The organism is Geodermatophilus sp. SYSU D01105 (assembly GCF_054050095.1).
On sequence record NZ_JBJGYR010000005.1, the window covers coordinates 128,676 to 155,141 of the forward strand.

Below are 26,466 nucleotides of genomic sequence, written 5' to 3' on the forward strand. Positions count from 1 at the left end.
CGGGCGGCGGTCACGCCGGAGCAGGCACCTCGGCGGCGGCGTCCCCGGTGGGAGCGGCCTCGGCGGGGGTCTCCACGGCCGGAGTGGGCGCGGCGGGAGCCGCCGGGCGCGCCGGCGCGCACGGCTCGTCGCCGCCACATGCTGGGCCCTGGGCGGGCCGAGCCGGGCGGGACGGTTCGTGGTCGCCGTCGGCGTGCCGGCCCACGTCGTGGTGCCCGTGACCGCCGGGGTGCCCGTCGCGGTCCCGCTCCCGGTCGCGGTCGGCCTCCTCGTGGCCCTTCCCGTCGCCCTTCCCGTCGCCCTTCCCGTCGCCCTTCCCGTCGCCCTTCCCGTCGCCCTTCCCGTCGCCGTCGCCGTGCCGGTCGCGGTCGTGCTCGCCGTCGCGGTCGTGCTCGCCGTCGCGGTCGCGCTCCCCGTCGGCGTCGTGCTCCCCGTCGCGCTGGCCGTGCCGGTCGCGGTCGGCCTCCCGCTCGGGACCGGGCGCGCCGGGGTCGGTCGTCGCCGGGCTCCGCTGGGCGGCGGCCGGCCGGTCGGCGTCGGCCGGAGGTGCGGCGTCGGCCGGAGGTGCGGTGTCGGCCGGAGGTGCGGTGTCGGCCGGGGTCGCGGTGTCGGGTGGGGTCGCGGTGTCCGCCGGGGGGACCGGTGCGGGCTCCGGGGCGACGGCGGGCGGCGGGGCACCGGGTCCCGGCGCGACCGGGGCGGGTGCGGCGGGGTCGGTGGGGCGAGGTGCCGGCGTGGGTGCGGTGGCCGAGGGGCGGTCGACCGGGGCGAACGCCGCCACCGGCGGCGGTCCGGCCACGGGAGCCGACGCCGCCGGGACCTGGGCGGCGACCGCGATCGCGCGGTCACCGCGGTCGGGAGGAGCCACGCCGACGGCCCGCTCCCGGGTGGCCGCGGCCGGCAGCATGGCCCGCCCGGACGGCGCGGTGGGGTCGACCGGCAGGACGCGTGGCGGGGGCGGGAGGTGCTCCCCGGTGCCGAGGGCCTCGGCGGGCGGCGGGTCGTCCTGGGGCGGCGGGAGCGCCTGGGGGACCGGGGGGCGGCCGGGGACCCGCGGCCCGTCGACGAGCGACAGGCCGGTCCAGGTGCCGACCAGGACGACCAGCAGGAAGGCCCCCGCGATCGTGAGCGTGCCGGCCGTCACCCGCACGATCCCCGACCAGCGGTGGCGCGGCCGGGGAGCCGCTGCCGCGCGCCCGACCACCACCATCCGGTGCCGGCTGTCGGGAGGGAGCTGGGCAGGACCGGGGGCCCGACGGCCGGTCGGGGCGCTCCGGGACATCAGGAGCTCCCTTCCTCGTGCCGCGTGGGACGGAGGTGGCGCTCGGCCCACAGGGCCGCCTGGGTGCGGTCGGCGGCGCCCACTCGCTGCAGGATGTGGGTCACGTGGGTCTTCACGGTGCCCTCGGCGATGCGCAGCCGGCGGGCGATGACCTTGTTGGGGTGTCCCTGGCGGAGCAGCTCGAGGACCTCGCGCTCCCGGTCGGTAAGCAGCTCGGTCTGGCCGCGGTCGCGCAGCGCGGCGATCACCGACGGGGCGACCTGCGGGTCGATCGGCCCGCCCCCGGCGGCCACGGCGCGGACGCCGTCGAGGATCGCCTCGGCCGAGGCGTGCTTGAGCAGGTAGCCGTCGGCGCCGGCGTCGAGGGCCTCGAGGACCCGTGAGCCCTCCCCGAACGAGGTGAGGACCAGGATCCGCGCGGAGTCGCCGCGCCCCCGGAGGGAGCGGATCACGCTGATGCCGTCCTGCCCCGGCATGGACAGGTCCAGCATGACGACGTCGGGCCGGAGCCGTTCGGTCAGGTCGAGCGCGCCGTCAGCGTCCCCCGCCGTCCCGACGCACTCCATGTCCGGGCCCTCCTCGAGGAGGCTCATCAGTCCCTGGCGGACGACCGCGTGGTCGTCGACGACCAGGACGCGGATCACGACGGCGACCCGGCGGCCACCATCCGGGAGACCACCCCCACGGGGACCGGCCGGGGCGCCGCCCGCCACCCCACCCGCCGTGACGTGATCTGGATCACGTCGCAGAGGATAAGACTCATCCGGCTCGGAATGGGTGTCCGCGGTGCGGCCTCTGCTCTCCCGCGCGCCGGGGACCAACGGTGTACGCCCAGGGACGGATGGATACTCCACCTCGAAGCGGCTCAGGCTGGTCCGCATGCCGGCGCACGCTGCTCCGCGGCCCCCCGGGGCCCTGCGGGTCGCGGCACCCTTCGTCCGGCCACAGGCGGGCCGGCTGACCCTGGCCACGGGGTCGGCCGCCGGGCAGGTCGCCACGTCGCTGCTGTCGCCGTGGCCGCTGGCCCTCGCCGTCGACCACGGCTTGGGTGGGCGCCCGCTCACCGGGCCGGCCGCGGTCCTGTCCGGTCTCGGCCCGGTCGGGCTCCTGGTGGCCGCGGGGGCGGCGACGGTCGGACTGTCGGCCGCCAACGCCGTCCTCGACGTCACCACCTGGTCGAGCGCCATGCGGGCGTCCACGCGGATGGGCGGGGCGCTGCGCGCGGCCCTCTTCGGGCGGGCCCTGACCCTCTCGCTGCGCTGGCACGACCGGATGCGCACCGGCGAGGTCGTCTCCCGGCTGACCTCCGACGTCGGCCGGGTGACCGACGCGGTGGTCGCGACCTTCACCACCCTGCTGCCCAACGTCCTGCTCCTGGCCGGCTCACTGGTGCTGCTGTTCACCGTCGACCCGTCGCTGGCCTGGCTGGGTCTCGTCGTCCTGCCCGTGCTGGTCTGGCTGACCCTGAGCCAGCGGCGCCGGGTCCGGGCGGCGACGCGCGAGGCCCGCGAGGCCTCGGGGCGGCTCTCGGCCGTGGCCACGGACCTGCTGCGCAACGTCCGGGCCGTGCAGGCGTTCGGCCGCCTGGACCGGGCCGGGCAGCTGTTCGGCGGCCCCAACGAGCAGGCCGTCGCCGCGTCCACCCGCGCCGCGGTGGTCGAGGCGCGCTGGGGGCCCGTGCCCGGGGTCCTGCTCGCGCTGGGGGCCGGCATCGTGCTCGTCGCCGGCGGCATCCAGGTCCGCGCGGGCGCGCTGACCACGGGACAGCTGCTCGTCGTCCTGTCCTACCTCGGCAAGCTGCAGTCCCCGGTGCGCAGCCTCGTGCGGCTGGTCGGGGTGCAGGCCAAGGCCAACGCGAGCGCCCAGCGCATCCAGGAGGTGCTGGCCTGCCCGGAGGTGGTGCCCGAACCGGCGTCGCCGGCGCCGGTCCCGGCGGTGCGCGAGGGCATCCGCCTCGAGTCGGTCACCTTCTCGTACACCCCCCACCGCCCGGTGCTGCGCGACCTGGACCTCACCGTCCGTGCCGGCGAGACGGTCTGCCTGTTCGGGCCCAGCGGGGCGGGCAAGAGCACGGTGCTCGCCCTGCTGCTGCGGCTCTACGACCCCGACGCGGGGCGGGTGCTCCTCGACGACGTCGACGTCCGGGAGCTCTCGACCGTGGACCTGCGGCGGCAGTTGGCGTTCGTGCCGCAGGACCCGTGGCTGCTCGACGCCACCCTCGCGGAGAACATCGCCTTCGGGAACCCGGCCGCCACGCGTGCCGAGGTGCTCGCCGCCGGCCGCGCCGCCTGGGTCGACGAGTTCGCCTCCGCCCTGCCGGAGGGCTACGACACCCCCCTGGGCGAGAGCGGGGTCCTGCTCTCCGGCGGCCAGCGCCGCCGCGTGGCGCTCGCCCGCGCGGTGGTCTCGACCGCGCCCGTCGTCCTCCTCGACGAGCCCACCACGTCGCTGGACGCCGAGGCCGCGCGGCAGGTGGTCGGCGCCATCCGCGACGCCACACGTGACCGCACGGTCCTGCTGGTCACCCACGACCCGGTCCTGGCGGCCATCGCCGACCGGACGGTGCACGTACGCCCCCTGCGGCCCCGCCCCGTCCCCCGGACCGCGGGCGCCCCCCAGCCGGCGCGCAGTGCCGCCACCGGCGAGGCCCGACCCGCGCGGCACCGATCCGGGAACGGTGCCCCGCGCCCGCGGCCGCCCGCCGCACAGGACGACGGGGGTCAGGTGCTGGTCCCCGCCGCAGCCCACGAGACCGTCGAGAGGAGGTGAACGACCATGACGACCTTCCGCCGCGTCGTCGGCGAGGTGACCGTCCGCCGGCACCACGACCACGACGACACCGACACGTGGACCCACGACAAGCACGACCACTGGGACGACCACGACGACGACTACGACCGCCACGACTGGGATGACTGCGACTGAGCCGTGGGGAGGGCCGTCCCACCGGACCGGCTCCGGTGGGACGGCTCCCGGGCGCCGATGAGGGAGCGACGATGGACCCGAACCCGGTGCCGGTGACCACCGCCCGGCGCGACGGCCGGCCGGTGTGGGACCCCGCGCCGGGGGACCCCCTGGTCCCGGGGCACCTCGCCTGGACCCGGCTGGCGGTCGGTGCCCGCCGGGAGACGTGGCTGTGCTGGTCGGTCGACCTCTGGGCGCCGGCCGTGGTGAAGACCGTGCGCCCCGGGTGGCAGCCGCAGCACGCCACCGCGCTGCACCGGGAGGTCCGGGCGCTGACCCGCCTGCTGCACCCCGCCGTCCCGCGCCTGCTCCACGACGGCCGGGACGCGGGGCAACCGTTCATCGCCGTCGAGTACCTGGACGGGCCCGACCTGGGCGACTGCCTCGCCGAGGGCGGTCCCTTCCCCGCCGAGGACACCGCCGGGCTGGGCGTCCTCGTCCTCGGGGCGCTGCGCGCCCTGCACGCCCGCGGCCTGGTGCACCTGGACGTCGACCCGTTCAACGTGCTGCTCGTCGACCGCCGCCCGCGACTGGTCGACCTCGGCTCCTCGCGGCGACTGGGGTCCCGGCTCCGCCCAGGCGAGCGGGTCGGGACCGACGGCTACACCGCACCCGAGGTGGGCGACCCGACCGGCCTCCCGGTGACGCCGGCGCTGGACGTCTACGGGGTCGGGGCGACCCTGCGCAGGATCCTGGACCCCGCCGCCGATGGCGCCGCAGGCGTGGCCGCGGTCGTCGACCGGCTCACCGACCCCGACCCCGCCCGGCGACCGGACGTGGCGACCGCCATCGCCGAGCTGGCCGTCCACGCGGGGGCCGAGGAGACGCGTCCGTGGCCGAGCTGGGCCGACCCGTCCCTGCCCGCCGGCGCGCTCGTCGGCGGCTGACCCGGGCCGCCGTCCGAGGGGTGCGGCGGGCCCTGCCTACGATCGACCGGTGAGCGTCACCCCCATCCGGCTCTACGGCGACCCGGTCCTGCGGACCCCCGCCGCGCCCGTCGTCGACTTCGACAAGGAGCTGCGCGGGCTGGTCGCCGACCTGACCGACACGATGCTCGCCGCTGGGGGAGCGGGGCTGGCCGCTCCGCAGATCGGCGTCGGCCTGCGCGTGTTCACCTGGCACGTCGACGGCGAGCTGGGCCACCTGGTCAACCCGGTCGTGTCCGCGGTGGGCGAGGAGTTCCAGGAGGGGCCCGAGGGCTGCCTGTCCATCCCGGGGTTCGCCTACGACTGCCGCCGTCACCTCTACGTGGCCGCCACCGGGTTCGACCTGCACGGCGAGCCGCTGCGCGTCGAGGGCTCGCACCTCCTGGCCCGCGCGGTGCAGCACGAGGTCGACCACCTCGACGGCGTGCTGTTCGTCGACCGGCTCGCGGACGCCGCCCGCGCGGCCGCCCTGGCGGAGATCGCCGCCGCGGAGTGGACCGGCGTGCCGGCCTGGGTGCCGCGCGTGGAGGTGAGCCCCCACTGAGGCTCCTCTTCGCCGGGACGCCGGAGGTCGCCGTCCCCGCCCTGGACCTGCTGCTCGACTCCTCCCACGAGGTCGTCGCCGTCCTCACCCGCCCCGACGCCCGCTCCGGGCGCGGCCGGAGGGTGAGCCGCTCCCCGGTCGCCGAACGGGCCGACGCCGCCGGCGTGCCGGTGCTGCAGCCGCGCAGCCCGCGCGACCCGGAGTTCCTCGACGGGCTGGCCGGCCTCGCGGTCGACTGCGCGCCGGTCGTCGCCTACGGCGCGCTGGTCCCGCAGGCGGCGCTGGACCTGCCGCGGCACGGCTGGGTCAACCTGCACTTCTCCCTGCTGCCGGCCTGGCGCGGAGCGGCGCCGGTGCAGCACGCGATCATGGCCGGCGACGAGGTCACCGGGGCCTCGACCTTCCGCCTCGAGGCCGGCCTCGACACCGGGCCGGTCTACGGCGTGGTCACCGAGCCGATCGCGCCGCGGGACACCGCCGGCGACCTGCTCGGCCGGCTGGCCGACAGCGGTGCCCGGCTGCTGCTGGCCACGCTGGACGGCATCGCGGCCGGCACGCTCGAGCCGCAGCCGCAGCCGGCCGAGGGCGTGAGCCTGGCGCCGCGGATCGAGCCGGCCGACGCGCGGGTCGACTGGGCGCTGCCCGCGCACGTCGTCGACCGCCGGGTCCGGGGGGTCACCCCGGCGCCGGGCGCGTGGACCACCTGGCGCGGGGACCGGCTCCGCCTCGGCCCGGTCGAGCCCCTGCCGACCTCCCTCGGCCTCTCGCCGGGCGAGCTGTCCGTCGGTCCCACGGGCGTGCTGGTCGGCACCGGCTCCGGCGCGGTCCGGCTGGGGGAGGTGCAGCCGGCCGGCAAGCGGCTGCTCCCGGCCGTCGACTGGGCGCGCGGCGCCCGGCCGGCCCCGGGCGAGCAGGTCGGCACGTGAGCCACCCTCCGCGCCGTCCCGGCCGGCCCCGGCCGGGACGGCGCGACGGACGGCGGGCACCCCGGCCGCAGCTCGACGGCGCACGGCTGACCGCCTACGACGTCCTGGACGCGGTCTCCTCCCGCCAGGCCTACGCCAACCTGCTGCTGCCCCAGCTGCTGCGCGAGCGGCAGCTCGGCGCGCGCGACGCCGCCTTCACCACCCAGCTGGCCTACGGCACCCTGCGCGCCACGGGGACCCTCGACGCGGTCCTCGCCGGGCTGGTGGACCGCCCGCTGGCCGACCTCGACCCGCGGGTGCTGGACCTGCTGCGGCTCGGGACCCACCAGCTGCTCGACCTGCGGGTCCCCGCCCACGCCGCGGTCGCGACCACCGTCGACCTCACGCGGGCGATCGTCGGCGCCGGCCCCTCCGGGCTGGTGAACGCGGTGCTGCGCAAGGTGGCCGCCGGCGGGGACCGCGCGGCCTGGCTCGACCGGCTCGGTGGGGACGACGAGCGGCGGCTGGCCCTGGCCACCGACCACCCGGGCTGGATCGTGCGGGCCTGGCGGGAGGCGCTCGGCGGGGACGACGAGCTCGAGGCCGCACTGCTCGCCGACGACGCCGCGCCCGAGGTGCACCTCGTGGCCCGCCGGGTGGCCCGCGACCGGCTGGCCGAGGAGTCCGGCGGCACGCCGGGGCCGTGGTCGCCGCACGCCGTCCGGCTGGGCAGCGGCGACCCCGGCCGGGTGCCCTCGGTCCGCGCTGGGACCGCCGGCGTCCAGGACGAGGGCAGCCAGCTGGCCGCGCTGCTGCTCGCCCGCGCGCCGCTGGAGGGACCCGACACCGCCTGGCTGGACGTGTGCGCCGGCCCCGGCGGCAAGGCCGCCCTGCTGGCCGCGGTGCGCCCGGCGGGTGTGCGGCTGACCGCCGCCGACCGGTCGCCGCACCGCGCCGAGCTGGTCCGGCAGGCCCTGCGCGACGAGGACGACGTCGACGTGCTGGTCGCCGACGGCCGCCGCCCGTCGTGGGCGGCGGGCTCCTTCGACCGCGTGCTGCTCGACGCCCCGTGCACCGGGCTGGGCGCGCTGCGCCGCCGCCCCGAGGTCCGCTGGCGGCGGACGCCGGAGGACGTCCCCCCGCTGGTCGAGCTGCAGACGGCGCTGCTGACCAGCGCGCTGGCCTCGGTGCGGCCCGGCGGGGTGCTGGCCTACGTGACCTGCTCCCCGCACACGGCCGAGACCGTCGCCGTCGTCGACGCCGCGGCCGCCCGGGACGACGTCGAGGTGCTCCCGGTCGCCCCGCTGTTCCCCGGCGTCCCCGGGGTCGCCCGCGGGCGGTACGGGCAGCTGTGGCCGCACCGGCACGGCACCGACGCGATGTTCATGGCGCTGCTGCGCCGCACCGGCTGAGGCCCGGTCAGCGCTGCGTCGTCCGCAGGTTGCGCTCGGCCCACAGCGCCGCCTGCGTGCGGTCGGTGACGCCGATGCGCTGGAGGATGTGCGTCACGTGCACCTTGACGGTCCGCTCGCTGATCGCCAGCCGGCGGGCGATGAGCCGGTTGGGGTACCCGAGCCGGATCAGCTCGAGCACCTCGGCCTCGCGATCGGTCAGCGGCACGGCCGGCGCCCCCCGGTCGCGGACGTCGCGCAGCAGCGAGCTGGCCACGGCGGGGTCGACCGGTGCGCCGCCCGTGGCGACGGTCCGGACGCCGTCGAGGATCTGCTCGGCCCGGCTCTGCTTGAGCAGGTAGCCGTCCGCGCCGGCCGAGACGGCGTCGAGGACCAGCCCGGCGTCGCTGAACGAGGTCAGCACGAGCACCCGGGTCGGGTCGCCGGCCGCGCGCAGCCGGCGGATCACCGAGACGCCGTCCGAGCCGGGCATGGACAGGTCCAGCAGCACGACGTCGGGCCGGTGCTCGGCGATCATCTCGACCGCCTGGTCCCCGTCGGCCGCCTCCCCGACGCACTCCATGTCGTCGGTCGTCGCCAGCAGGTGGGTCAGTCCCCGGCGGACGACGGTGTGGTCGTCGACCACCAGCACGCGGATCACCGCACCACCCCCACGGAGTCGGAGGCCGCCGCGCCGCGGTGCAGGGGGCCCGAGTCGTCGAGCGGGACCTGGGCCAGGACCCGCGTGCCCGCGCCCGGCGCGCTGGAGATGGTGAGGGCCCCGCCGGCGGCCAGCAGGCGGTCCTCCAGGGTGCGCAACCCGAGGTGGCCGTGGACGTTGCTGGCGGCCAGGCCCACGCGGTCCATCCCGCGGCCGTCGTCGTCGACCGCGATCGCCGCCTCGGTCGGCGTCCGGGTGACGAGGACGGAGACCCGCGTGGCCCCGCTGTGCGACCGGACGTTGCGCAGCGCCTCGAGCGCGGCGCGGTAGAGCAGCGAGGCGACCGGCTCCGGGAGGTCCTCGGCGGCCTCGGCGTCCAGCTGCACCTGCAGACCCTCCCGTTGCAGTCCCTCGGCGAGCACGGCCAGCGCGGGGGCCAGCCCCGCCTCCGGCAGCCGCGGCGGGTTGAGGTCGACCAGCAGCGACCGCAGCTCGGTCACGCTGTGCCGGACCCGCTCGGCGGTGCGCGCGACCAGCTCCGGGTCCGCGCCGGAGGGGTGGAGCCGGGCGACGTCGAGGTCGTAGGTGAGACCGGTGAGGTCCTGCACGACGCCGTCGTGCACCTCGGCCGCGATCCGCCGGCGCTCGTCCTCCGAGGCGTCGACCACCGACTGCAGCAGCCGGGTCTCGGCCTCCTGGTGGCGGCGCAGCCGGCGGGCGAGGTGCCAGGCGATGGGGATCTGGACCGCCTGCAGCAGGAGGAGGGCGCCCAGGGAGGCAGGGGCGAAGCGCATGTAGGCCGCCCGCGCCGACTCCTGCACCACGTCGTAGCCCTGGTAGACCTTGACCAGCAGCCGCCGCCCGCCGGCGTCCCGGACCCCCACGTGCACCTCGAGCAGGGCGCGGTCGGGGGACTCGAAGCGGTTCGTGGGTGCGCTGAGGTCGGCGACGTGCGAGGCCACGGTCTCGTGCTCGAGCGCGTCGCGCTCGAGGGGGTCCAGCGGGACGACCTCGCCCACGACCCGCGGCTCGTCGGACCACAGCACCCGTCCCCGGCCGTCGAGGACCTCGATCCGGGTCACCGGACCCGAGGAGGCGGCGGCGGCCACGGCGGTCTCCAGCCGGGCCCGGGCGTCGGCGTCGCCGGCTCGCAGCTCCGGGGTCAGCAGCGGCGCCACCACCCCGTGGCCGACGACCCGGGCGACGCGCTCGGCCGACCGGACGCCCTGCTCGTCCCCCGCGCGCCGGGACAGGGCCGCGATGAGCAGGGACAGCGCGAGGGTCGCCACGACGCCCGCGACGGTGAAGCGCGTGACGGAGGCCGCCACCGAGATCCGGCCGGTGCCGGGGAACCGGGGAGTGCGTCCCACGGGGGTCAGGCTAGGACCGGCCACCCCCGCCGTGGTACTCCCGCGTTCCGGTAGTCCGGGCGGTTACCGTCCGCAGGTGCCCTGGCTGCCCGACGACTTCGTCCACCCGCTGCGTGCCGACCTGCCGACCGGCCACCACCTGCGCCCCATCCGGGAGGCCGACGTCGACCTGGACTTCCCGGTCGTCATGGCCTGCCAGGAGCGGCTCTGGTCCATCTACGGCGAGGCCTGGGGCTGGCCACCGGCCACCATGACCCGCGAGCAGGACCGCGCCGACCTCGCCCGCCACGAAGCCGAGATCGAGGCCCACGAGAGCTTCAACTACTCGCTGCACGACGAGGCCGAGACCCGGCTGCTCGGCTGCGTCTACATCGACCCGCCGGAGAAGGCCGGGGACGCCGACGCCGAGGTCTCCTGGTGGGTCGTCGACGGGCTCGTCGGCACCGAGGTGGAGCGGGCCCTCGACGAGTTCGTGCCCCGGTGGATCGCGGAGCGCTGGCCGCTGCGCCGTCCGCGCTACGTGGGCCGGGACCTCACCTGGGCCGAGTGGGTGGCCCTGCCCGACCGGGACTGAGTGCCGGCGCGGGCCGGGTCCGGGAACCAGCGGCGCCGGGAGGACGACTACAGCGCCGTGAGGACCCGCAGCGCGGCCGTGCGCCGTTCCCTGGCCACCGGCGCCCTGGCCGCCGTCCTGCTCGCAGCCGGCACCGGGACGGCGGCCGCCCACGTCGAGGTGAGCGCGCCCGGCGCCACCGCCGGCACCGGGCCGGTCACCGTGACCTTCGCCGCCGCGGCCGAGAACCCGTCCGGGGTCGCCGGCCTGCGCACGCGGCTGCCCGAGGGCATCGACCCGGCCACCGTCTCGCTCGCCTCCGGCCCGGTCGGCTGGACGCTCACCCCCACCGCGGACGGCTTCGAGGTCGGCGGACCGCCCCTGGCACCCGGCGAGGACGCCGAGTTCGCGGTCACCGTCACCCAACTGCCCTTCGAGGTCACCGAGCTGGCCTTCCCCACCATCCAGCGCTACGCCGACGGTGCCGAGGACGCCTGGATCGAGCAGGCCGCACCCGGCGCGCCGGAGCCCCAGCAGCCCGCGCCGGTGCTGACCGTGGCCCCGGGCGCCCCGGCGCCGGCGACCCCCGCGATCGAGCCCACCCCGTCCCCGACGCCGGAGCCGTCGCCGGCGGAGACGGCGGCCGCCCCGGCCACCACCCCCGCGGCGGCCGAGGAGGACGACGGCGGCGTCGCCACCGGCTGGCTGGTCGGCCTGGGGGTGCTCGTGGTCGCCGCCGTGGCCGGGGGCCTGTGGGTGCGGCGGTCGCGCGCCCGGCGGTGATCGGCTCCCGGGGCGGAGGGCGGTTCGCCCCCGCCTAGACTCGGCAGACGTGTCCCGCACCCCGATGATCGCGCCCAGCCTGCTGTCGGCGGACTTCGCCCGGCTGGCGGACGAGGCCGAGCGGGTCAAGGACGCCGACTGGTTGCACTTCGACGTCATGGACGGGCACTTCGTGCCCAACCTGACCTTCGGCCTCCCGGTCATGCAGGCGCTGCAGGCGGTCAGCCCGGTGCCGCTGGACTGCCACCTGATGATCCACCACCCCGACCGCTGGGCTCCCGGCTACGCCGAGGCCGGCGCGCGCAACGTCACGGTCCACGCCGAGGCGTGCGCCGACCCGCGCGCCGTCGCCCGCGACATCCGCGCGGCGGGGGCGCTGGCCGGTCTCGCCCTCAAGCCGGCCACCCCGCTGGAGGAGTACCTCGAGGTCCTCCCGGACTTCGACACCCTCCTGGTCATGACCGTCGAGCCCGGTTTCGGCGGCCAGGAGTTCATGGCCGAGGTGCTGCCCAAGGTGCGCCGCGCCCGCGAGCTGGTCGACACCGGGCACCTCACCCTGCTCGTCGAGGTGGACGGCGGCATCAACGCCGACACCATCGAGCAGGCGGCCGCGGCCGGTGCCGACGTCTTCGTCGCGGGCTCCGCGGTCTACGGCGCCGACGACCCCGTCCGCGCCATCGCCGGCCTCCGCGCGCAGGCCGCCGCGGCGCAGCAGGGATGAGCGTCTCGGCGGCCGAGCTCTCCGCCATGGCGCGGGCGCGCGAGCTGGGCGACGGCGTCCTGGGCACGACCAGCCCCAACCCGCCGGTCGGTGCCGTCGTCCTGGCCGCCGACGGGACGCCGGTGGGGGAGGGGGCCACCGCCCCGCCCGGTGGCCCGCACGCGGAGGTCCGTGCCCTGGCCGCGGCCGGCGACCGGGCCCGCGGGGGCACCGCCGTCGTCACCCTGGAGCCGTGCGCGCACACCGGCCGCACCGGCCCGTGCGCCGACGCCCTGCTGGCGGCGGGCGTCGCGCGCGTCGTCGTCGCCGTCCCGGAGCCGACGGCGCTGGCCGGGGGCGGTGCCCGGCGGCTGCGCGAGGCCGGGGTGGAGGTCGTGCTCGGCGTCGAGCAGGACCGGGCGGAGGAGGGGGCGCTGGCCGGGTGGCTGACCGGCGTCCGGCAGGGCCGGCCGCACGTGGTCTGGAAGGCCGCCGGCACGCTCGACGGCCGGGTCGCCGCCGCCGACGGCAGCAGCCGGTGGGTCACCGGGCCCGAGGCCCGCGCCGCCGTCCACCGCCTGCGCGCCACCTGCGACGCGGTCGTGGTCGGCTCGGGCACCGCGCTGGCCGACGACCCGCAGCTCACCGTCCGCGACGCCGACGGCCGGGACGCCGACCGGCAGCCCCTGCGGGTGGTCCTCGACCGCCGCGGCCGGCTGCCGGCGACCGCCCGCGTGCGCGACGGCGCGGCCCCGACGCTGGTCAGTGCCGCCGCCACCCCGCGCGCCCTGCTCGCCGAGCTGTTCGACCGCGACGTGCGGCGAGTGCTGCTGGAGGGCGGCCCGACCCTGGCCGCGGCGTTCCTCCGCGACGGGCTGGTCGACGAGGCCGTCGTCCACCTCGCGCCGAAGCTGCTGGGTGCCGGCGCGTGCCTGGTCGGGGACCTGGGAATCACCTCGATCGGCGACGCGCTGACCCTGTCGCTGGTCGACGTCACCCTCCTGGGCGGGGACGTCGGCATGCGGCTGCGCGCCGACCGGCACACTGGGGCAGGTCGGTCCGCGGACAGCCCGGCCGCGACCGGAGGGAGTTGATCGTGTTCACCGGGATCGTCGAGGAGATCGGGACCCTGCTCGTCCGCGAGGACCAGCAGGACGCCGCCCGGTTGCGGATCCGCGCGCGCAGGGCGCTGGAGGGGGTGGCACTGGGTGACTCGATCGCGGTCAACGGCGTCTGCCTCACCGTCACCGGCGTGGACGGAGCCGACGGCGTCTGGAGCACCGACGTGATGGCCGAGACCCTCCGGCGCAGCAGCCTCGGCGCGCTGGCCGGCGGTGACGCGGTGAACCTCGAGCGCGCGGTGACCCCGCACACCCGGCTCGGCGGCCACCTCGTGCAGGGCCACGTCGACGGCGTCGGCACCGTCCTCACCCGCACCCCCAGCGAGCACTGGGAGGTCGTCCGGGTCTCGCTGCCGCCCGAGCTGGCCCGCTACGTGGTGGAGAAGGGGTCCGTCGCGGTCGACGGCGTCTCCCTCACGGTCAGCGCGGTCAGCGCGGTCGACGACCCCGAGCCGTGGTTCGAGGTCAGCCTCATCCCCACCACCCTGCGCGAGACCACGCTCGGCTCGGTGCCTCCGGGGAGCCCGGTCAACCTGGAGGTCGACGTGGTCGCCAAGTACGTGGAACGCCTGTTGGGAGCACGCCGGTGAGTGAGTCCACGCTGCGCCTGGACACCATCGAGGCCGCGATCGCGGCGGTCAAGGACGGCCGCCCGGTGGTGGTGATGGACGACGAGGACCGGGAGAACGAGGGCGATCTGATCTTCGCTTCGGAGCTGGCCACCCCGGAGCTGGTGGCGTTCATGGTGCGCTACACGTCGGGCTACATCTGCGTGGCGGTCACCGAGGCCGACGCCGACCGGCTGGACCTGCCGCCGATGTACCGGGTCAACCAGGACCGCCGGGGCACGGCCTACACCGTCACCGTCGACGCCCGGGAGGGGGTGAGCACCGGCATCTCCGCCGCCGACCGGGCGCACACCATCCGGCTGCTGGCCGGCGCCGACACGACCTCGGCCGAGCTGGCCCGGCCCGGGCACATCGTGCCGCTGCGCGCCCGCGACGGCGGCGTGCTGCGCCGGCCCGGGCACACCGAGGCCGCGGTGGACCTGGCGGTGCTGGCCGGGCTGCGCCCCTCGGGCACGCTGTGCGAGCTGGTCAGCGAGAAGGACCCGACCGGCATGGCGCGCGGAGAGGAGCTGCGGGTCTTCGCCGACGAGCACGACCTGTGCCTGGTGTCGATCGCGGACCTGATCGCCTACCGCAAGCGGTTCGACAAGCTCGTCGAGCGGGTCGCCGAGGCCGCGGTGCCGCTGGCTCCGGGGCTGTTCACCGCGGTGGGCTACCGCTCCTCCTACGACGAGCGCGAGCACGTGGCCTTCGTCTACGGCGACATCTCCGGCGGTGAGGACGTGCTGGTCCGGGTGCACTCCGAGTGCCTGACCGGAGACGTGTTCGGCTCGCTGCGCTGCGACTGCGGCCCGCAGCTGCAGGCCGCGCTGGCCGCCGTCGCCCAGGAGGGCCGCGGCGTGGTGCTCTACATCCGCGGGCACGAGGGCCGGGGCATCGGCCTGCTGCACAAGCTGCAGGCCTACCAGCTGCAAGACGCCGGAGTGGACACCGTCGACGCCAACCTGGACCTGGGCCTGCCCGCCGACGCCCGCGACTACGGCACCGGCGCGCAGATCCTGGTCGACCTGGGCGTGCACACCATGCGGCTGCTGACCAACAACCCGGCCAAGCGCGCCGGGCTGGAGGGCTACGGCCTGAAGATCACCGGCCGCGTGCCGCTGCCCAGCCACGTCACCGCCGAGAACCTCGCCTACCTGCGCACCAAGCGCGACCGCATGGGCCACCTCCTCGACATCATCGAGCCCGAGACCGAGTCCGGTCCCGCCGACGTCCCCACCGTCCCCGGCACCGACGTGCCCCTCCGCCAGCGGGAGCAGCAGCTGTGAGTGGCACGGGCGCACCCCAGGCGCAGCCGGTCGACGCCGCGGGCCTCACGCTCGGCATCGTCGCGACCACCTGGCACGCGGAGCTCACCGGGGCGCTCCTGGACCGTGCGATCGCCGCGGCCGTCGCCTCCGGCGTCCCCGAGCCGACCGTCGCCCGGGTGCCGGGTGCGGTCGAGCTGCCGGTGGTCGCCCAGGCGCTGACCGAGCGGCACGACGCCGTCGTGGCCCTGGGCGTGGTGATCCGGGGTGGGACGCCGCACTTCGAGTACGTCTGCGACGCGGTCACCGCCGGCCTGACCCGGGTGGCCCTCGACGCGGGGACGCCGGTCGGCAACGGCGTCCTCACCTGCGACACCGAGGAGCAGGCGCGCGACCGCGCCGGGCTGCCCGGCTCCGCGGAGGACAAGGGCTGGGAGGCGGCGATCGCCGCGCTGGCCACCGCGCTCACCCTCCGCTCGCTGCGGGGGCCCTCCCGGCCCACCGGCTTCTCCGTCACCCCCGCCGCGGACGGGGGCCGGGCGTGAAGACCTTCGACTCGCTGTTCGCCGAGCTCGCCGCCAAGGTGGCCGCCGGTGACCCCGCCTCGGGCACGGTCACGGCGGTCCGCGACGGCGTGCACGCGGCCGGCAAGAAGGTCGTGGAGGAGGCCGCGGAGTCCTGGATGGCCGCCGAGCACGAGGGCGAGCAGCGGACGGCGGAGGAGATCAGCCAGCTGCTCTACCGGGTGCAGGTCCTCATGCTGGCCCGCGGCCTGACGCTGGACGACGTCTACGCGCACCTTTGACGCCGCCACCCTCTGAACGAGGACCCTCCTGCGCCCCACCGCTCGCAGGCTCGCGGCGGGACCCGGCAGGAGGGCAGACACACCGACCGAAGGAGACCCCCGTGCTGCGCATCGCCGTGCCGAACAAGGGCGTCCTGAGTGAGCCCGCGGCCGCCATGCTCGCCGAGAGCGGCTACCGGCAGCGGCGCAGCACCAAGGACCTCGCCGTCTACGACCCCGACAGCGACACCGAGTTCTTCTACCTGCGCCCGCGCGACATCGCCGTGTACGTGGCCGCCGGCACGCTGGACGTCGGCATCACCGGCCGCGACATGCTGCTGGAGACCGCCCCGGCCGACGGCGAGGGAGCGGCCGCGGTCGAGGTCATGCCGCTGGGCTTCGGCCGGTCGTCGTTCCGGTTCGCCACGCCCGTGGAGTCCGACATCGCCACCGTCGAGCAGCTGGCCGGCAAGCGGATCGCCACCGCCTACCCGGTGCTGCTGCAGCGCTACCTGGACGAGAAGGGCATCCGCGCGGGTGTCGTGAAGCTCGACGGCGCGGTGGAGACCGCGTGCCGGCTGGGTGTCGCCGACGCCGTGTGCGACGTGGTGGAGACCGGGACGACGCTGCGGGCCGCCGGGTTGCACATCATCGGCGAGCCGGTGTTGACCAGCGAGGCGATCCTGGTGCGGCGGGCCGGGGCCGAGGAGATCCCGGCCGTGGCCCAGCTGCGCCGCCGGCTGCGCGGTGTGCTGGTGGCCCGGCAGTACGTGATGCTCGACTACGACTGCCCCAACGAGCTGCTGGAGAAGGCCACCGCGCTGACCCCCGGCCTGGAGGGCCCCACGGTGAGCCCGCTGCAGACCGCGGGCTGGTCGGCGGTGCGGGCGATGGTCGCCCAGACCGACACCAACCGGGTGATGGACGAGCTCTGGGAGCTCGGCGCCCGCGCCATCCTGGTCACCAGCATCCACGCCTGCCGGATCTGAGGGAGGACCCGTCGGGAGCCCTCCGGGCCCCGCGACGGGTCCGACCTCCCAGGTCAGGGCTCGCTCAGCGCTGGCGGGTGGTGCGGTCCACCAGGTCGATGGCGGTGCACAGCCCCAGCGCCATGGCCCGCCCGCTGGTGGAGCCGGTGGCCAGCAGGCCCGCGATCGCCGGGCCCAGCGGCCGCTCGCCGACCAGGCCGTGCAGGACGGCGGCGTACTCGCCGCTGACCCGCCCGGCGGCGGCGTGCCGCAGCAGCGCCCGCGACAGCTCGGTGGTGCGCCCCGCGGCGAGGGCGTAGACGCCGGCGGCGAACCGCTCCGCGGCCGGGTGGCCCAGCAGCACCAGACCGGCCATGGTCCCGGCCATGACGTCGTCCCCGGCCGGGGTCAGCCCCGGGCCGAGGCCCACCAGCCGGGCGGCCGTGCGCAGGGCGGCGTCCAGGTCGGCCCGGCGGACGGCGCCGCGCAGCGCGGCCAGCGGACCGCCCGGACCGGCCGGCAGGCCGGGCAGGGTGAACGCGCTGTGCGGGACGCCCTCCCCGTAGAGCGCGTTGCGCAGCTGGCGGACGCCCTCGGGGAGCAGTGCGGGGCGGGGGCTGGGCAGCCGGGGGTGGGGATCCCACCACGCGGCCGCGCTGACGGCGAGGTCGCCGACGACGATCCGGCCACCGCCGACCTCGGCCGGTGCGTCACTGGGCAGGGCCACCAGCGGGCGGCCGTTGCTCGGGCGGAAGAGGACACACCCCAGCGGCAAGCGGGCCGCGTCGCTGGTGAGCACCCCGACGACGTCACCCCCGCGCTCGCCGGGGACGTGCAGGTAGACCGCGGCCGGGACGCTCATCAGCACCCGCGCCGGGCGGACCGGGCCGCGGAGCAGGGCCGCGACACCGGTGCTGGCGGAGGCGGGGACCGCCGTTGCTGCTCGTGCCGGGCGCGCGGTGCGGGCGGTCGCCTGGGCCGACTCGCGGGGGAGGGGGATGGTCGGCACTCCGGCCTGTGCGGCGCGGCCGCGCGGGGAGGTCGGGGCTCCGGGACGGGTGTCGCCCGAGCCGGCGGTCTCGTCGATGGTGCGCATGGTGGCCTCTTCACCGTGGGAGCAACGGGAGGAACCGTCGGCTCGAGACCCCCCGCCCGGTCCCGCTCCTCCGCCGGAGGGACTCGGCGGCACCGCGGTGCGGTGGTCGGCCTACCATCCAGCGGGCGGAATGGATCCGGGAGTCGAACCTAAGCGGCGCGTCGCATGCCCCTGTATGGCGGAAGTCGCCAAGAATGGGGTCGTTGGTCCAGGCACTCCTGACAGGATGCCGTGGTATGGCCAGAGGGAAGGGCGACTGGAACAGTGGATGCCGTGACCCGGAGTGAGGCCACGCCAATCGCTCGAACTGAACGTAACGGCGCGACTCCGGTTCGTCGCCACCTGTCGGCAGCGGAGGCGCCGGTGACCGAGAACCGCCCGGAGCGGCCCAGCTGGCTGGAGCGCATGGGGCTGACCCTCGAGGAGGCCCTGCAGCTGCCGGCCCTGGAGGGTACCGACGTCGTGGCAGGCGCCCGGGGCCTGGACCGGGTCCTGCGGCACATGGTCGTCGACGACCCGGCCGACCCCCTGGCCCTGGCCGGGCCCGACGTCCTCGTCGTCCTCGGGGCCCGGCTGCCGCAGGCCGACGCCGCGAACTGCCGCGCGCTGGTCGAGCGGCTGGACTCCATGGGCACCGCGGGCCTGGCGTTCCGGCGCAGCGAGGGTCCGGCGCCGGTGCCCGACGAGGTGCTCGCCGAGGCCGACCGGCGGTCGTTCCCGGTGCTGGCGCTGCCCGCGGGCGCGCGACCGGAGGAGCTGGTCTCCGAGGTGCTCGGGGCGGTCGTCGGCAAGCAGAGCGAGGCGCTGGCGCTCTCCTACCGCATGCACGACCAGTTCATCGACGTCGCGCTCAGCGGTGGCGGGCTGGCCGAGGTGACCGAGCAGCTGGCGCACGCCCTGGAGGGCGCCGCCGTCCTGGGTCTGGGACCCGACCGGGAGATCGTCACCACCGCGGGGCCGGCCGAGGACGTGTCCGAGATCAGCGACTGGCTGTGGCTGCTGGACGCCGAGGCCGAGGACGAGCTGGCGCTCATGGCGCCCTCGCGGCGGCTGTCGGGGCTGCGCGCCGACCAGACCGTGGTGACCCCCGCCGACGTGCTCGCCGACGCCGACCTCTCGCCGGCCGACGGCATCCTGCTCGTCCCCGGTCACCACGAGCTGCCCGGCGGCGTCGGCGAGTACGCGGTCGCCCCGATCATGGCCGGCGACCAGCGGCACGGCTGGCTGGTCGCCGTCCACCGGAGCGGGCCGATGATGGTCGGCGCCGGCGGTGTGCTCGAGCGCGCGGCGGTGGTCTCGGCCCTCTCGGTGATCCGGCAGCAGGCGGTGCACTCGGTCGAGCTGCGGTTCCAGGGTGACCTGGTCCGCCGGCTGGTCGCCGGGTCGCTGCGGCACACCGAGCGGGCGCTGGCGCAGACCCGCTCGTTCGGCTGGCGGCTGGACGGGCCGGTCGTCGTCCTCGTGACCGCGACCGAGACCGCTGCGGACCCGCAGGCCGACCCGACCCGTGCCCTCGACGTCCTCGACCGGCTGGCCGACGGCTGGCGCTCGGCGCTGGAGACGGAGGTCTCCGGCGCGGCGGTCGCCGGGCTGTCCACCGAGATCGTCACCGTGCTCCCGCTGGACGGGCGGACGCCCGACGAGATCTCCTCGCTGGTGTCGGCGGTGACCTCGCGGGTCAACGCCCGGGTGCGCCGCGTCGGCCGGGTGCTGGGCACCGGCATCGGCCGGCCGGCCGGGTCGCTGTCGGCGCTGGGGGAGGCCCACCAGCAGGCCTCCCGGGCACTGAGCGTGGGACAGGAGATCCACGGGTCGCAGGCGGTCACGCACTTCGACCAGCTGGGGGTGTTCCGGCTGCTGTCGCTGATCCCCGACAGCACCGAGCTGCGCAACTACGTCGACGAGGTGCTGGGGACGCTGGCCGACGCCGCCGACCCGGACTCCGCCGACCTGCGGGAGACGCTGCGGGTGCTCCTGGAGACCAACCTCAACGTCGCGGAGTCCGCCCGGCGGCTGCACTTCCACTACAACACGATGCGCTACCGGATCGGGAAGCTGGAGCGGCTGCTCGGCCCCTTCACGACCGACCCGACCCTGCGACTGAACCTGCTGCTGGCGCTGCACGCCGCCCGGATGCGCGGCCTGGACCAGCCGCACCGGCCGCCGGTGGACGCCGTGCTGGGGCTGCCCCCGGACGAAGGGCTGGACGCGCTGATCTGAGCCCGCCAGGGTCTGCGGCGTGGGCACGAGCGTGGCGGCACTCATCGGCCGGATGACCGAGCTGCAGGCGCCCCTGGAGGCCGACCGCGACCCCGCCCGCTTCTTCCACGGCGTCTACCTGCGCACCACGCAGGCGGTCGCCGCGGCGATCCGCGGGGGCGAGTTCGAGGACCCGGCGTGGGTCGAGGAGTGGGACGTCGACTTCGCGGGGCTCTACCTCGACGCGCTCGCCGCCCACCGCCGCGACCCGGCCGCACCGCCCCGCCCGTGGCGCCTGGCCTTCGGCGCGCGGCCCGGTCTGCCGCCGGAGGCGCACGTCCTGCTGGGCATGAACGCGCACATCAACTACGACCTGCCGCAGTCGCTGGTGCGGGTCATCCCGCCGGCCGACTTCGCCGACCCCGAGGTGCTCGACCGGCGGCGGCGCGACCACGGGCGGATCGACCGGGTGCTGTCCGCCCGGGTGGCCGTGGAGGACGCCGAGCTGCACCGGGCCGGCGGCCGCCGCACCGTCGTCGACCGGCTGCTGTCCCCGGCCAACCGCACGGCCAGCCAGGTGTTCCTGCGCGAGTCCCGGCGGAAGGTGTGGGCCAACGCCGCCCAACTGGACCGCGCCCGGCGCCGGGGGCCCGACGACTACGCCCGCCGGGTGGCCGAGCTGGAGGACGCCGCCGCGGCCCGGGTGCGCGACCTGCTGCGGCCCGGGCCGGTGCTGCTCCGGCTGGCCGTCCGCGGTTTCGGCGTCCGGCTCGCCTGATCCCTCCGCGCGCCGTGGGCGTCCGGATCGGGGAGGCTGGGGTCCGGGCCGCACCCGGCGGCCCGGAGGGGGGAGAACGCATGACCGAGGCCGCCCGCCCGCTCGCCGGCAAGGTCGCGCTGGTCACCGGCGCGTCGTCCGGCATCGGCGAGGCCACCGCGCTCGCCCTGGCGCAGGCCGGTGCCGCCGTCGCCCTCGGTGCCCGGCGTCGTGACCGCCTGGACGCGCTGTCCGGGAAGCTGCGCGACGACGGCGCCCGGGTGCTGGCCCTCGACCTCGACGTCACCGACGAGGCCGCGTGCGCCGACGCCGTCCGACGGACCCGCGAGGAGCTCGGCGGGCTCGACGTCCTGGTGAACAACGCCGGCGTGATGCTGCTGGGCACGATCGTGGGCGCCGACCCCGAGGACTGGCGCCGGATGGTGCAGACCAACGTCATGGGCGTCCTCTACATGACCCACGCGGCGATCGACGGGATGCTCGAGCAGGGCTCCGGCGACGTCGTGAACATCTCCAGCGTCGCGGGCCGGACCGCGCGCAAGGGCGCCGGGGTCTACAACGCCAGCAAGTGGGCGGTGAACGCCTTCAGCGAGTCGCTGCGCCAGGAGGTGACCGCCCGCGGGGTCCGCGTCTCGCTGGTCGAGCCCGGCGCGGTGGCCACCGAGCTGTCCAGCCACATCACCCAGCCGCAGGCCCGCGAGGAGTCCCGGCGGATGGCCGAGAGCATGCGCACGCTGCAGTCCGACGACGTCGCCCGGGCGATCCTCTACGTGGTCAGCCAGCCGCCGCACGTGGCGGTCAACGAGGTGCTGGTCCGCCCGACGGACCAGGAACGCTGAAGCGGGGTGCCAGGGCGCGGGGAGCCGTGCCCTGGCACCCCGCCTCAGTCGTGGAAGACCTCGATGCGGGCGCCCATCTCCACCAGGCGCTCGTAGAGCTGCTCGTAGCCGCGGGCGATGATGTCGACGTTGCGCAGCACCGAGGTCCCCTTGGCCGCGAGCATCGCCAGCAGGATGCAGACCGCCGGCCGCAGCGCGGGCGGGCAGACCACCTCCGCGCTCGACCACCGGGTCGGCCCGCTCACCAGCACCCGGTGCGGGTCGAGCAGGCGGACGTCGGCGCCCAGGCGGGTCAGGTCGGACAGGTGGATCGCCCGGTTGTCGTAGACCCAGTCGTGGATCAGCGTCGACCCGCCGGCGGCCGCCGCGATGACGGCGAAGAAGGGCAGGTTGTCGATGTTGAGGCCCGGGAACGGCATCGGGTGGATCTTGTCGATGGGCGCCAGGAGCTCCGACGGTGAGATCGTGACGTCGGCGAGGCGGGTGTGCCCGTTGTCGGCGACGTACTCGGGGGAGAGGCGGTAGCGCAGGCCCATCTCGGCGAGGACGGCGAGTTCGATCTCCAGGAACTCGATCGGCGCGCGCTCGACGGTCAGCTCCGAGCCGGTGACGATGCCGGCGGTGAGCAGGCTCATCGCCTCCACCGGGTCCTCGCTGATCGTGTAGTCCACGTCGGCGTCGAGCACCGGCTTCCCGCGGACGACGAGGGTGGTGGTGCCCAGGCCCTCGACGCCGACGCCGAGCAGCTGCAGGTACAGGCAGAGGTCCTGGACCATGTAGTTGGAGCTGGCGTTGCGGATGGTCGTCGTCCCGTCGGTGCGGGCGGCGGCCAGCAGGGCGTTCTCGGTGACGGTGTCCCCGCGCTCGGTCAGCACGATCGTGCGGTCGGCGGTCGTCGGTGGCGTGACGGTCGCGTGGTACTCGCCGGCGCGCGCCTCCACCTCGAGGCCGAACGGGCGCAGCGCGATCATGTGCGGCTGCACGGTGCGGGTGCCCAGGTCGCACCCGCCCGCGTAGGGCAGGTCGAAGCGCGGGGCGCGGTGCAGCAGCGGGCCGAGGAACATGATGATGCTGCGCGTGCGGCGGGCGGCGTCGGCGTCGATGCCGGCCAGGTCCAGCTCGTCGGGCACCTGGAGGGTCAGGTCCCGCCCGGTGCCGTCCCAGGTGGCCGAGACGCCGATGGACCGCAGCACGTCGAGGATGCGCTCGACCTCCACGATGCGGGCCACGTTGCGCAGCGTCGTCCGGCCGCGGTTGAGCAGCGCGCCGCACAGCAGGGCCACGGCGGCGTTCTTCGAGGACTTCACCGTGACCCGGCCGCGCAGCGGGGCGCCACCGGTGACCCGCAGGTGGGTGGGGCCGGCGGGGCCGACGCTGAACAGCTCGCGCTCCAGGGCCTCGGAGAGCCGGCCCAGCAGGTCGAGGGTGAGGTTCTGGCCGCCCTGCTCGATGCGGGCGATGGCGCTCTGGCTGGTGCCGAGGCGGTCGGCGAGCTGCTGCTGGGTGAGCCCGTGGTGGCGGCGGGCGTCGCGGACGAGGAGCCCGATGCGGTGCATGGCGCTGGACTCGTGCGCCGGGGTGCTGGCGCTGGACTCGTGCGCCGGGGTGCTGGCGCTGGACTCGTGCGCCGGGGTGCTGGCGCTGGACTCGTGCGCCGGGGTGCTGGCGCTGGACTCGTGCGCTGGGGGACTGGCGCTGGACTCGTGCGCCGGGGCGCTCGCGGTGTCGGGGGGAGCCGGGTCGAGAGCGGTCACCTCGGGAGTATCTCGCATGTGAGATACGGAAGGTGCAGGCGCGCCGCGTGCGCGGGACGAACCGGTCCGGCCAGACTGCGGGCATGGACGTTCTCGTGACGGGAGGAACCGGGCGGCTCGGCCGGAGGGTCGTCGAGCGGCTGCAGGGCGCGGGCCACCGGGTGCGGCAGTTGTCCCGCCGCGGCACCGGGCCCGGCGGGGTGCGCGGTGACCTCGCCACCGGCCGCGACCTGCCGGCGGCCCTGGCGGGCGCGGAGGTGGTCGTGCACGCGGCCAGCGACGCGCGGGGGGACTACTGGCAGGCCGACGTCGCGGGCACGCGGCGCCTGGTGCAGGCCGTCGACCGCGATCGGCTGCGCCACCTGGTCTTCGTCTCCATCGTCGGCGTCGACCGCATCCCCTACGGCTATTACCACGCCAAGTTCGCCGCCGAGCAGGTGCTGATGGCCTCGGGGCTGCCCGTCACGCTGCTTCGGATCACCCAGTTCCACGACTTCGTGGACGAGCTGCTGTCCACCGCCAAGCGCGGACCGGTGCTGCCGGTGCCCATGGGCTGGCGGGCCCAGCCGGTCGACGTCGCGGAGGCCGCCGAGTACACCGCCGCGGTCGCCACCGGGTCGCCGGCGGGGGACGTGGTCGAGTACGGCGGGCCCGAGGAGCTGACCGCCGCCGAGATGGCACGGGCCTGGGCGGCCGCGCGGGAGCCCAATGCCCGCGTGGTCGCCACGCCGGTCCCCGGGCGGCTGTCGTCGGCCTTCCGGGACGGCGCGGCGCTGCCCACCCGCGGTGACCGCGGCCGGCGCACGTACGGGGAACACCTCCGGGGCTGACCGACCGCGGCGTTCCTGCCCGATCCCGCAACGAGGAGGACGGCGTCCGGGAACCGCCGGATCGGGGGCGGTGCCCGGCCCTAGGGTCGGCGCGTGAAGAGCTCCCCGCTGCCCGTCCTCGCCGCCGTCGCCGCGACCCTGCTGGCGTGGGCGTCGGCCTTCGTCGGGATCCGCGGCGTCGGTGCCGACCTCTCCCCCGGGGCGCTGGCGTTGGGCCGGCTGGCCGTCGGGACGGCGGTCCTCGCGCTGCTGTGGGCGGTCTCCGTCCGCCGCTGGGTGGCCCCGACCGGACGGGAGTGGGGGCTGCTCGCGGTCTGCGGCGTGGGCTGGTTCGGCGTCTACAACGTGGCGCTCAACGCCGCCGAGCAGCACCTGGACGCCGGGACCACGGCGATGCTGGTCAACATCGGGCCGATCCTCATCGCCGTCCTCGCGGGCCTGCTGCTGGGAGAGGGGTTCCCGCGCCGGCTGCTGGCCGGCATCGCCGTCGCCTTCGCCGGGGTGGTGCTCATCGGGCTGGCCACCCGTGGGGCCGACGCCGACCCGGTGGGCGTGCTGTTCTGCCTCGTGGCGGCCCTGACCTACGCCGCGGGTGTGGTCGCGCAGAAGCCGGTGCTGCGCCGGCTGCCGCCCCTGCAGGTCACGCTCACCGCCTGCGGCATCGGCGCGCTGTGCTGCCTGCCGTGGGCCGGCACCCTCGCCGGTGAGCTCGCAGCCGCGCCGGCCGGGTCGGTCGCCGGGATGGTCTACCTGGGCGTGGTCCCGACGGCGCTGGCGTTCAGCACGTGGGCGTACGCGCTGGCCCGCACGGACGCGGGCACGCTGGCCGTCACCACCTACCTGGTGCCGCCGCTGGTGATCGCGCTCGGCTGGCTGCTGCTCGACGAGGTGCCGCCGGCGCTCGCCGTCGTCGGGGGCGCGGTGTGCCTGGCCGGTGTCGCACTGGCCCGCCACTGCGCCCGGGTCCGCCCGGCCCCGCTCCCGCAGGAGGCGGGTGCGGCGGTCTGACCCCGCCGAACACGCGGGGGCCGTCGTCCGCGCCGGCCGGCGACTCGCCGGCAGCCGACCCCGGGCGCGGGCGAGGGCCCTCCCGCGTGGCGCGGGAGGGCCCTCGCCCGGTCAGCGGGCGGTCCGGCTCAGGCCTCCGGAGCGGGGGCAGGGGGGACGACGAGCACCGGCCGGTGGGCGCAGTGCAGGAGGGCTCGGGGGACGCTGCCGACCAGCAGCTCGCGGCTGGCCGACCGGCCCCGGCTGCCCACGACGACGACCGCCGCGCCGCGGTGCGCCGCGGTCTCGGCCAGCGTGGCGGCCGTGGCCCGGGCGCTGCCGGGACGGCCGGAACAGGGCACGGTCAACAGCTCGGCGCCGTCGGGCGCGGTCGGTCCGGGGCCGTCGCCCGGCTCGGCGACCGCGACCAGCAGCTGCTCGCGACCGGCGAACAGACGGCGCGCGGCGGCGATGGCCTCCTGGGCGCCGGGCGAGCCGTCGGTGCCCACCATCACCGGGCCCGAGGCGGCCGCGGACCACTCGACGGTGGTCAGCGGGTAGGGGACCACCAGCACCGGCACCGGGCTGACGTGCACGACCAGCTCCGAGACGCTGCCGAGGGCGGCGCGGATGCCGCCGAGACCCCGGGTGCCGACGACGACGAGGTCGGTGCCCTGCTCCTCCGCCGTCCGGGCGAACTGGTAGCCGTCGCCGCCGAAGGTCCGCTTGACCAGCGGCTCGGCGTCCCAGCCCGCGGCACGCGCCAGCGAGACGCCGTTGCGGGCCAGGCGGTCGGCCTCCGCGCGGCCCTCCTTCTCGAGCAGGTCACCGAGGGCCTGCAGGTGCCCGGCGCGGCCGGCCAGCCGCTGCCGCAGCTCCGGGGAGGTGAAGGGGGGCTCCCACAGGTGCAGGACCGTGGCCGAGGCCGACGGCACGAGGCAGGCCGCCGCCTCGATGGCGTTGACCGAGCTCGGTGAACCGTCGTAGCCGACCAGCACGCGTGGGGGCCGTCCGGGGTCTGGGGCGCTCATGCCCTCATCTTCCCCGACCACCGGGGCGGCGCGGGGGGTCGGCAGGGCCCGGTTCCGCGGTGGGGCCCCGTTGCGGACGCCGGGTGCGGTCCCGGACGGCGATGGGGTAGGCAGGACGGGGACG

At 76.7% G+C, this 26,466-nt stretch carries 27 protein-coding genes; 20 read left to right on the forward strand and 7 right to left on the reverse strand.

The genetic code is table 11. From position 1 onward, the window contains the following. Positions 1-10: 10 nt before the first annotated feature. Together ACI79I_RS06335 and ACI79I_RS06340 are read right to left on the reverse strand one after the other, a co-directional pair. Positions 11-1,144, reverse strand: a complete 1,134-nt coding sequence (locus ACI79I_RS06335; protein WP_456991438.1) for a hypothetical protein — start codon at positions 1,142-1,144, stop codon at positions 11-13. A gap of 137 nt (positions 1,145-1,281) precedes the next feature. Continuing rightward, positions 1,282-1,926, reverse strand: a complete 645-nt coding sequence (locus tag ACI79I_RS06340) for a response regulator (protein WP_456991439.1) — start codon at positions 1,924-1,926, stop codon at positions 1,282-1,284. A gap of 235 nt (positions 1,927-2,161) precedes the next feature. Here ACI79I_RS06340 and ACI79I_RS06345 point away from each other — a divergent pair, with 235 nt between their 5' ends. The 6 genes from ACI79I_RS06345 to ACI79I_RS06370 all read left to right on the forward strand — a co-directional run bounded on the left by ACI79I_RS06345 (position 2,162) and on the right by ACI79I_RS06370 (position 8,033). Continuing rightward, positions 2,162-4,051, forward strand: coding sequence for an ABC transporter ATP-binding protein (locus tag ACI79I_RS06345; RefSeq protein ID WP_456991440.1), 1,890 nt, complete (start codon positions 2,162-2,164; stop codon positions 4,049-4,051). A 6-nt stretch (positions 4,052-4,057) separates the two neighbouring features. Further along, complete coding sequence (locus ACI79I_RS06350) at positions 4,058-4,207, forward strand: hypothetical protein (RefSeq protein ID WP_456991441.1); 150 nt, start codon at positions 4,058-4,060, stop codon at positions 4,205-4,207. 71 nt (positions 4,208-4,278) lie between these two features. Then, a complete protein-coding gene (locus ACI79I_RS06355; RefSeq protein WP_456991442.1) occupies positions 4,279-5,133 on the forward strand; it encodes a protein kinase domain-containing protein in 855 nt (284 codons plus the stop codon). Between the two features lie 49 nt (positions 5,134-5,182). Next, complete coding sequence (gene def, locus ACI79I_RS06360; RefSeq protein WP_456991443.1) at positions 5,183-5,716, forward strand: peptide deformylase; 534 nt, start codon at positions 5,183-5,185, stop codon at positions 5,714-5,716. Next, positions 5,665-6,642, forward strand: a complete 978-nt coding sequence (gene fmt / locus ACI79I_RS06365) for a methionyl-tRNA formyltransferase (protein WP_456991444.1) — start codon at positions 5,665-5,667, stop codon at positions 6,640-6,642. Before def ends, fmt begins: the two co-directional genes overlap by 52 nt. Then, on the forward strand, positions 6,639-8,033 hold the full coding sequence (locus ACI79I_RS06370) for an RsmB/NOP family class I SAM-dependent RNA methyltransferase (protein ID WP_456991445.1): 1,395 nt from the start codon (positions 6,639-6,641) through the stop codon (positions 8,031-8,033). The genes fmt and ACI79I_RS06370 overlap by 4 nt, the downstream gene beginning before the upstream one ends. Before the next feature lie 7 nt (positions 8,034-8,040). Here ACI79I_RS06370 and ACI79I_RS06375 read toward each other — a convergent pair whose 3' ends face one another. Both ACI79I_RS06375 and ACI79I_RS06380 read right to left on the reverse strand, forming a co-directional pair. Beyond that, a complete protein-coding gene (locus ACI79I_RS06375) occupies positions 8,041-8,673 on the reverse strand; it encodes a response regulator (protein ID WP_456991446.1) in 633 nt (210 codons plus the stop codon). Beyond that, positions 8,670-10,043, reverse strand: coding sequence for a sensor histidine kinase (locus ACI79I_RS06380; protein ID WP_456991447.1), 1,374 nt, complete (start codon positions 10,041-10,043; stop codon positions 8,670-8,672). The genes ACI79I_RS06375 and ACI79I_RS06380 overlap by 4 nt, the downstream gene beginning before the upstream one ends. A gap of 76 nt (positions 10,044-10,119) precedes the next feature. Between ACI79I_RS06380 and ACI79I_RS06385 the strand changes: the two genes are divergently transcribed. From ACI79I_RS06385 to hisG, 9 genes are all read left to right on the forward strand, one after another. After that, a complete protein-coding gene (locus ACI79I_RS06385) occupies positions 10,120-10,617 on the forward strand; it encodes a hypothetical protein (RefSeq protein WP_456991449.1) in 498 nt (165 codons plus the stop codon). Positions 10,618-10,674: 57 nt separating this feature from the next. Then, positions 10,675-11,379: a DUF1775 domain-containing protein gene (locus ACI79I_RS06390; protein ID WP_456991450.1), complete on the forward strand. Its 705-nt coding sequence runs from the start codon at positions 10,675-10,677 to the stop codon at positions 11,377-11,379. Positions 11,380-11,428: 49 nt separating this feature from the next. Then, positions 11,429-12,100 carry a ribulose-phosphate 3-epimerase gene (gene rpe, locus ACI79I_RS06395; protein WP_456991451.1) on the forward strand — a complete coding sequence of 224 codons (672 nt, stop codon included), beginning with the start codon at positions 11,429-11,431 and terminating at the stop codon, positions 12,098-12,100. Beyond that, positions 12,097-13,173, forward strand: a complete 1,077-nt coding sequence (gene ribD, locus ACI79I_RS06400) for a bifunctional diaminohydroxyphosphoribosylaminopyrimidine deaminase/5-amino-6-(5-phosphoribosylamino)uracil reductase RibD (RefSeq protein WP_456991452.1) — start codon at positions 12,097-12,099, stop codon at positions 13,171-13,173. The genes rpe and ribD overlap by 4 nt, the downstream gene beginning before the upstream one ends. Before the next feature lie 2 nt (positions 13,174-13,175). Beyond that, entirely contained in the window at positions 13,176-13,790 is a 615-nt protein-coding gene (locus ACI79I_RS06405; RefSeq protein WP_456991453.1) for a riboflavin synthase, read from the forward strand. Further along, positions 13,787-15,097, forward strand: a complete 1,311-nt coding sequence (locus tag ACI79I_RS06410) for a bifunctional 3,4-dihydroxy-2-butanone-4-phosphate synthase/GTP cyclohydrolase II (RefSeq protein WP_456991454.1) — start codon at positions 13,787-13,789, stop codon at positions 15,095-15,097. Before ACI79I_RS06405 ends, ACI79I_RS06410 begins: the two co-directional genes overlap by 4 nt. Beyond that, positions 15,094-15,621, forward strand: coding sequence for a 6,7-dimethyl-8-ribityllumazine synthase (gene ribH, locus ACI79I_RS06415; RefSeq protein ID WP_456991455.1), 528 nt, complete (start codon positions 15,094-15,096; stop codon positions 15,619-15,621). The genes ACI79I_RS06410 and ribH overlap by 4 nt, the downstream gene beginning before the upstream one ends. Next, positions 15,618-15,881 (forward strand): phosphoribosyl-ATP diphosphatase, encoded by a 264-nt coding sequence (locus ACI79I_RS06420; protein ID WP_456947889.1) that lies wholly within the window; start codon positions 15,618-15,620, stop codon positions 15,879-15,881. Before ribH ends, ACI79I_RS06420 begins: the two co-directional genes overlap by 4 nt. Positions 15,882-15,982: 101 nt before the next feature. Continuing rightward, complete coding sequence (hisG, locus tag ACI79I_RS06425; protein WP_456991456.1) at positions 15,983-16,849, forward strand: ATP phosphoribosyltransferase; 867 nt, start codon at positions 15,983-15,985, stop codon at positions 16,847-16,849. Between the two features lie 64 nt (positions 16,850-16,913). Here the strand turns inward: hisG and ACI79I_RS06430 are convergent, their stop codons facing one another. After that, complete coding sequence (locus ACI79I_RS06430) at positions 16,914-17,924, reverse strand: DUF2877 domain-containing protein (protein ID WP_456991457.1); 1,011 nt, start codon at positions 17,922-17,924, stop codon at positions 16,914-16,916. 363 nt (positions 17,925-18,287) lie between these two features. Between ACI79I_RS06430 and ACI79I_RS06435 the strand changes: the two genes are divergently transcribed. The 3 genes from ACI79I_RS06435 to ACI79I_RS06445 all read left to right on the forward strand — a co-directional run bounded on the left by ACI79I_RS06435 (position 18,288) and on the right by ACI79I_RS06445 (position 21,740). Then, positions 18,288-20,144 (forward strand): PucR family transcriptional regulator, encoded by a 1,857-nt coding sequence (locus ACI79I_RS06435; RefSeq protein WP_456991458.1) that lies wholly within the window; start codon positions 18,288-18,290, stop codon positions 20,142-20,144. 19 nt (positions 20,145-20,163) lie between these two features. Then, positions 20,164-20,901: a DUF5995 family protein gene (locus ACI79I_RS06440; protein WP_456991459.1), complete on the forward strand. Its 738-nt coding sequence runs from the start codon at positions 20,164-20,166 to the stop codon at positions 20,899-20,901. A gap of 80 nt (positions 20,902-20,981) precedes the next feature. After that, on the forward strand, positions 20,982-21,740 hold the full coding sequence (locus ACI79I_RS06445) for an SDR family NAD(P)-dependent oxidoreductase (protein WP_456991460.1): 759 nt from the start codon (positions 20,982-20,984) through the stop codon (positions 21,738-21,740). Positions 21,741-21,784: 44 nt separating this feature from the next. Here the strand turns inward: ACI79I_RS06445 and ACI79I_RS06450 are convergent, their stop codons facing one another. Beyond that, a complete protein-coding gene (locus ACI79I_RS06450) occupies positions 21,785-23,494 on the reverse strand; it encodes a UDP-N-acetylglucosamine 1-carboxyvinyltransferase (protein WP_456991462.1) in 1,710 nt (569 codons plus the stop codon). An 83-nt stretch (positions 23,495-23,577) separates the two neighbouring features. On the opposite strand from ACI79I_RS06450, the gene ACI79I_RS06455 reads away from it, so the two are divergent. Together ACI79I_RS06455 and ACI79I_RS06460 are read left to right on the forward strand one after the other, a co-directional pair. Further along, positions 23,578-24,324, forward strand: coding sequence for an SDR family oxidoreductase (locus tag ACI79I_RS06455; protein WP_456991463.1), 747 nt, complete (start codon positions 23,578-23,580; stop codon positions 24,322-24,324). Between the two features lie 93 nt (positions 24,325-24,417). Continuing rightward, positions 24,418-25,332, forward strand: a complete 915-nt coding sequence (locus ACI79I_RS06460; RefSeq protein ID WP_456991465.1) for a DMT family transporter — start codon at positions 24,418-24,420, stop codon at positions 25,330-25,332. A gap of 128 nt (positions 25,333-25,460) precedes the next feature. Here the strand turns inward: ACI79I_RS06460 and ACI79I_RS06465 are convergent, their stop codons facing one another. Further along, positions 25,461-26,342, reverse strand: coding sequence for a universal stress protein (locus ACI79I_RS06465; protein ID WP_456991466.1), 882 nt, complete (start codon positions 26,340-26,342; stop codon positions 25,461-25,463). Positions 26,343-26,466 lie beyond the last annotated feature (124 nt).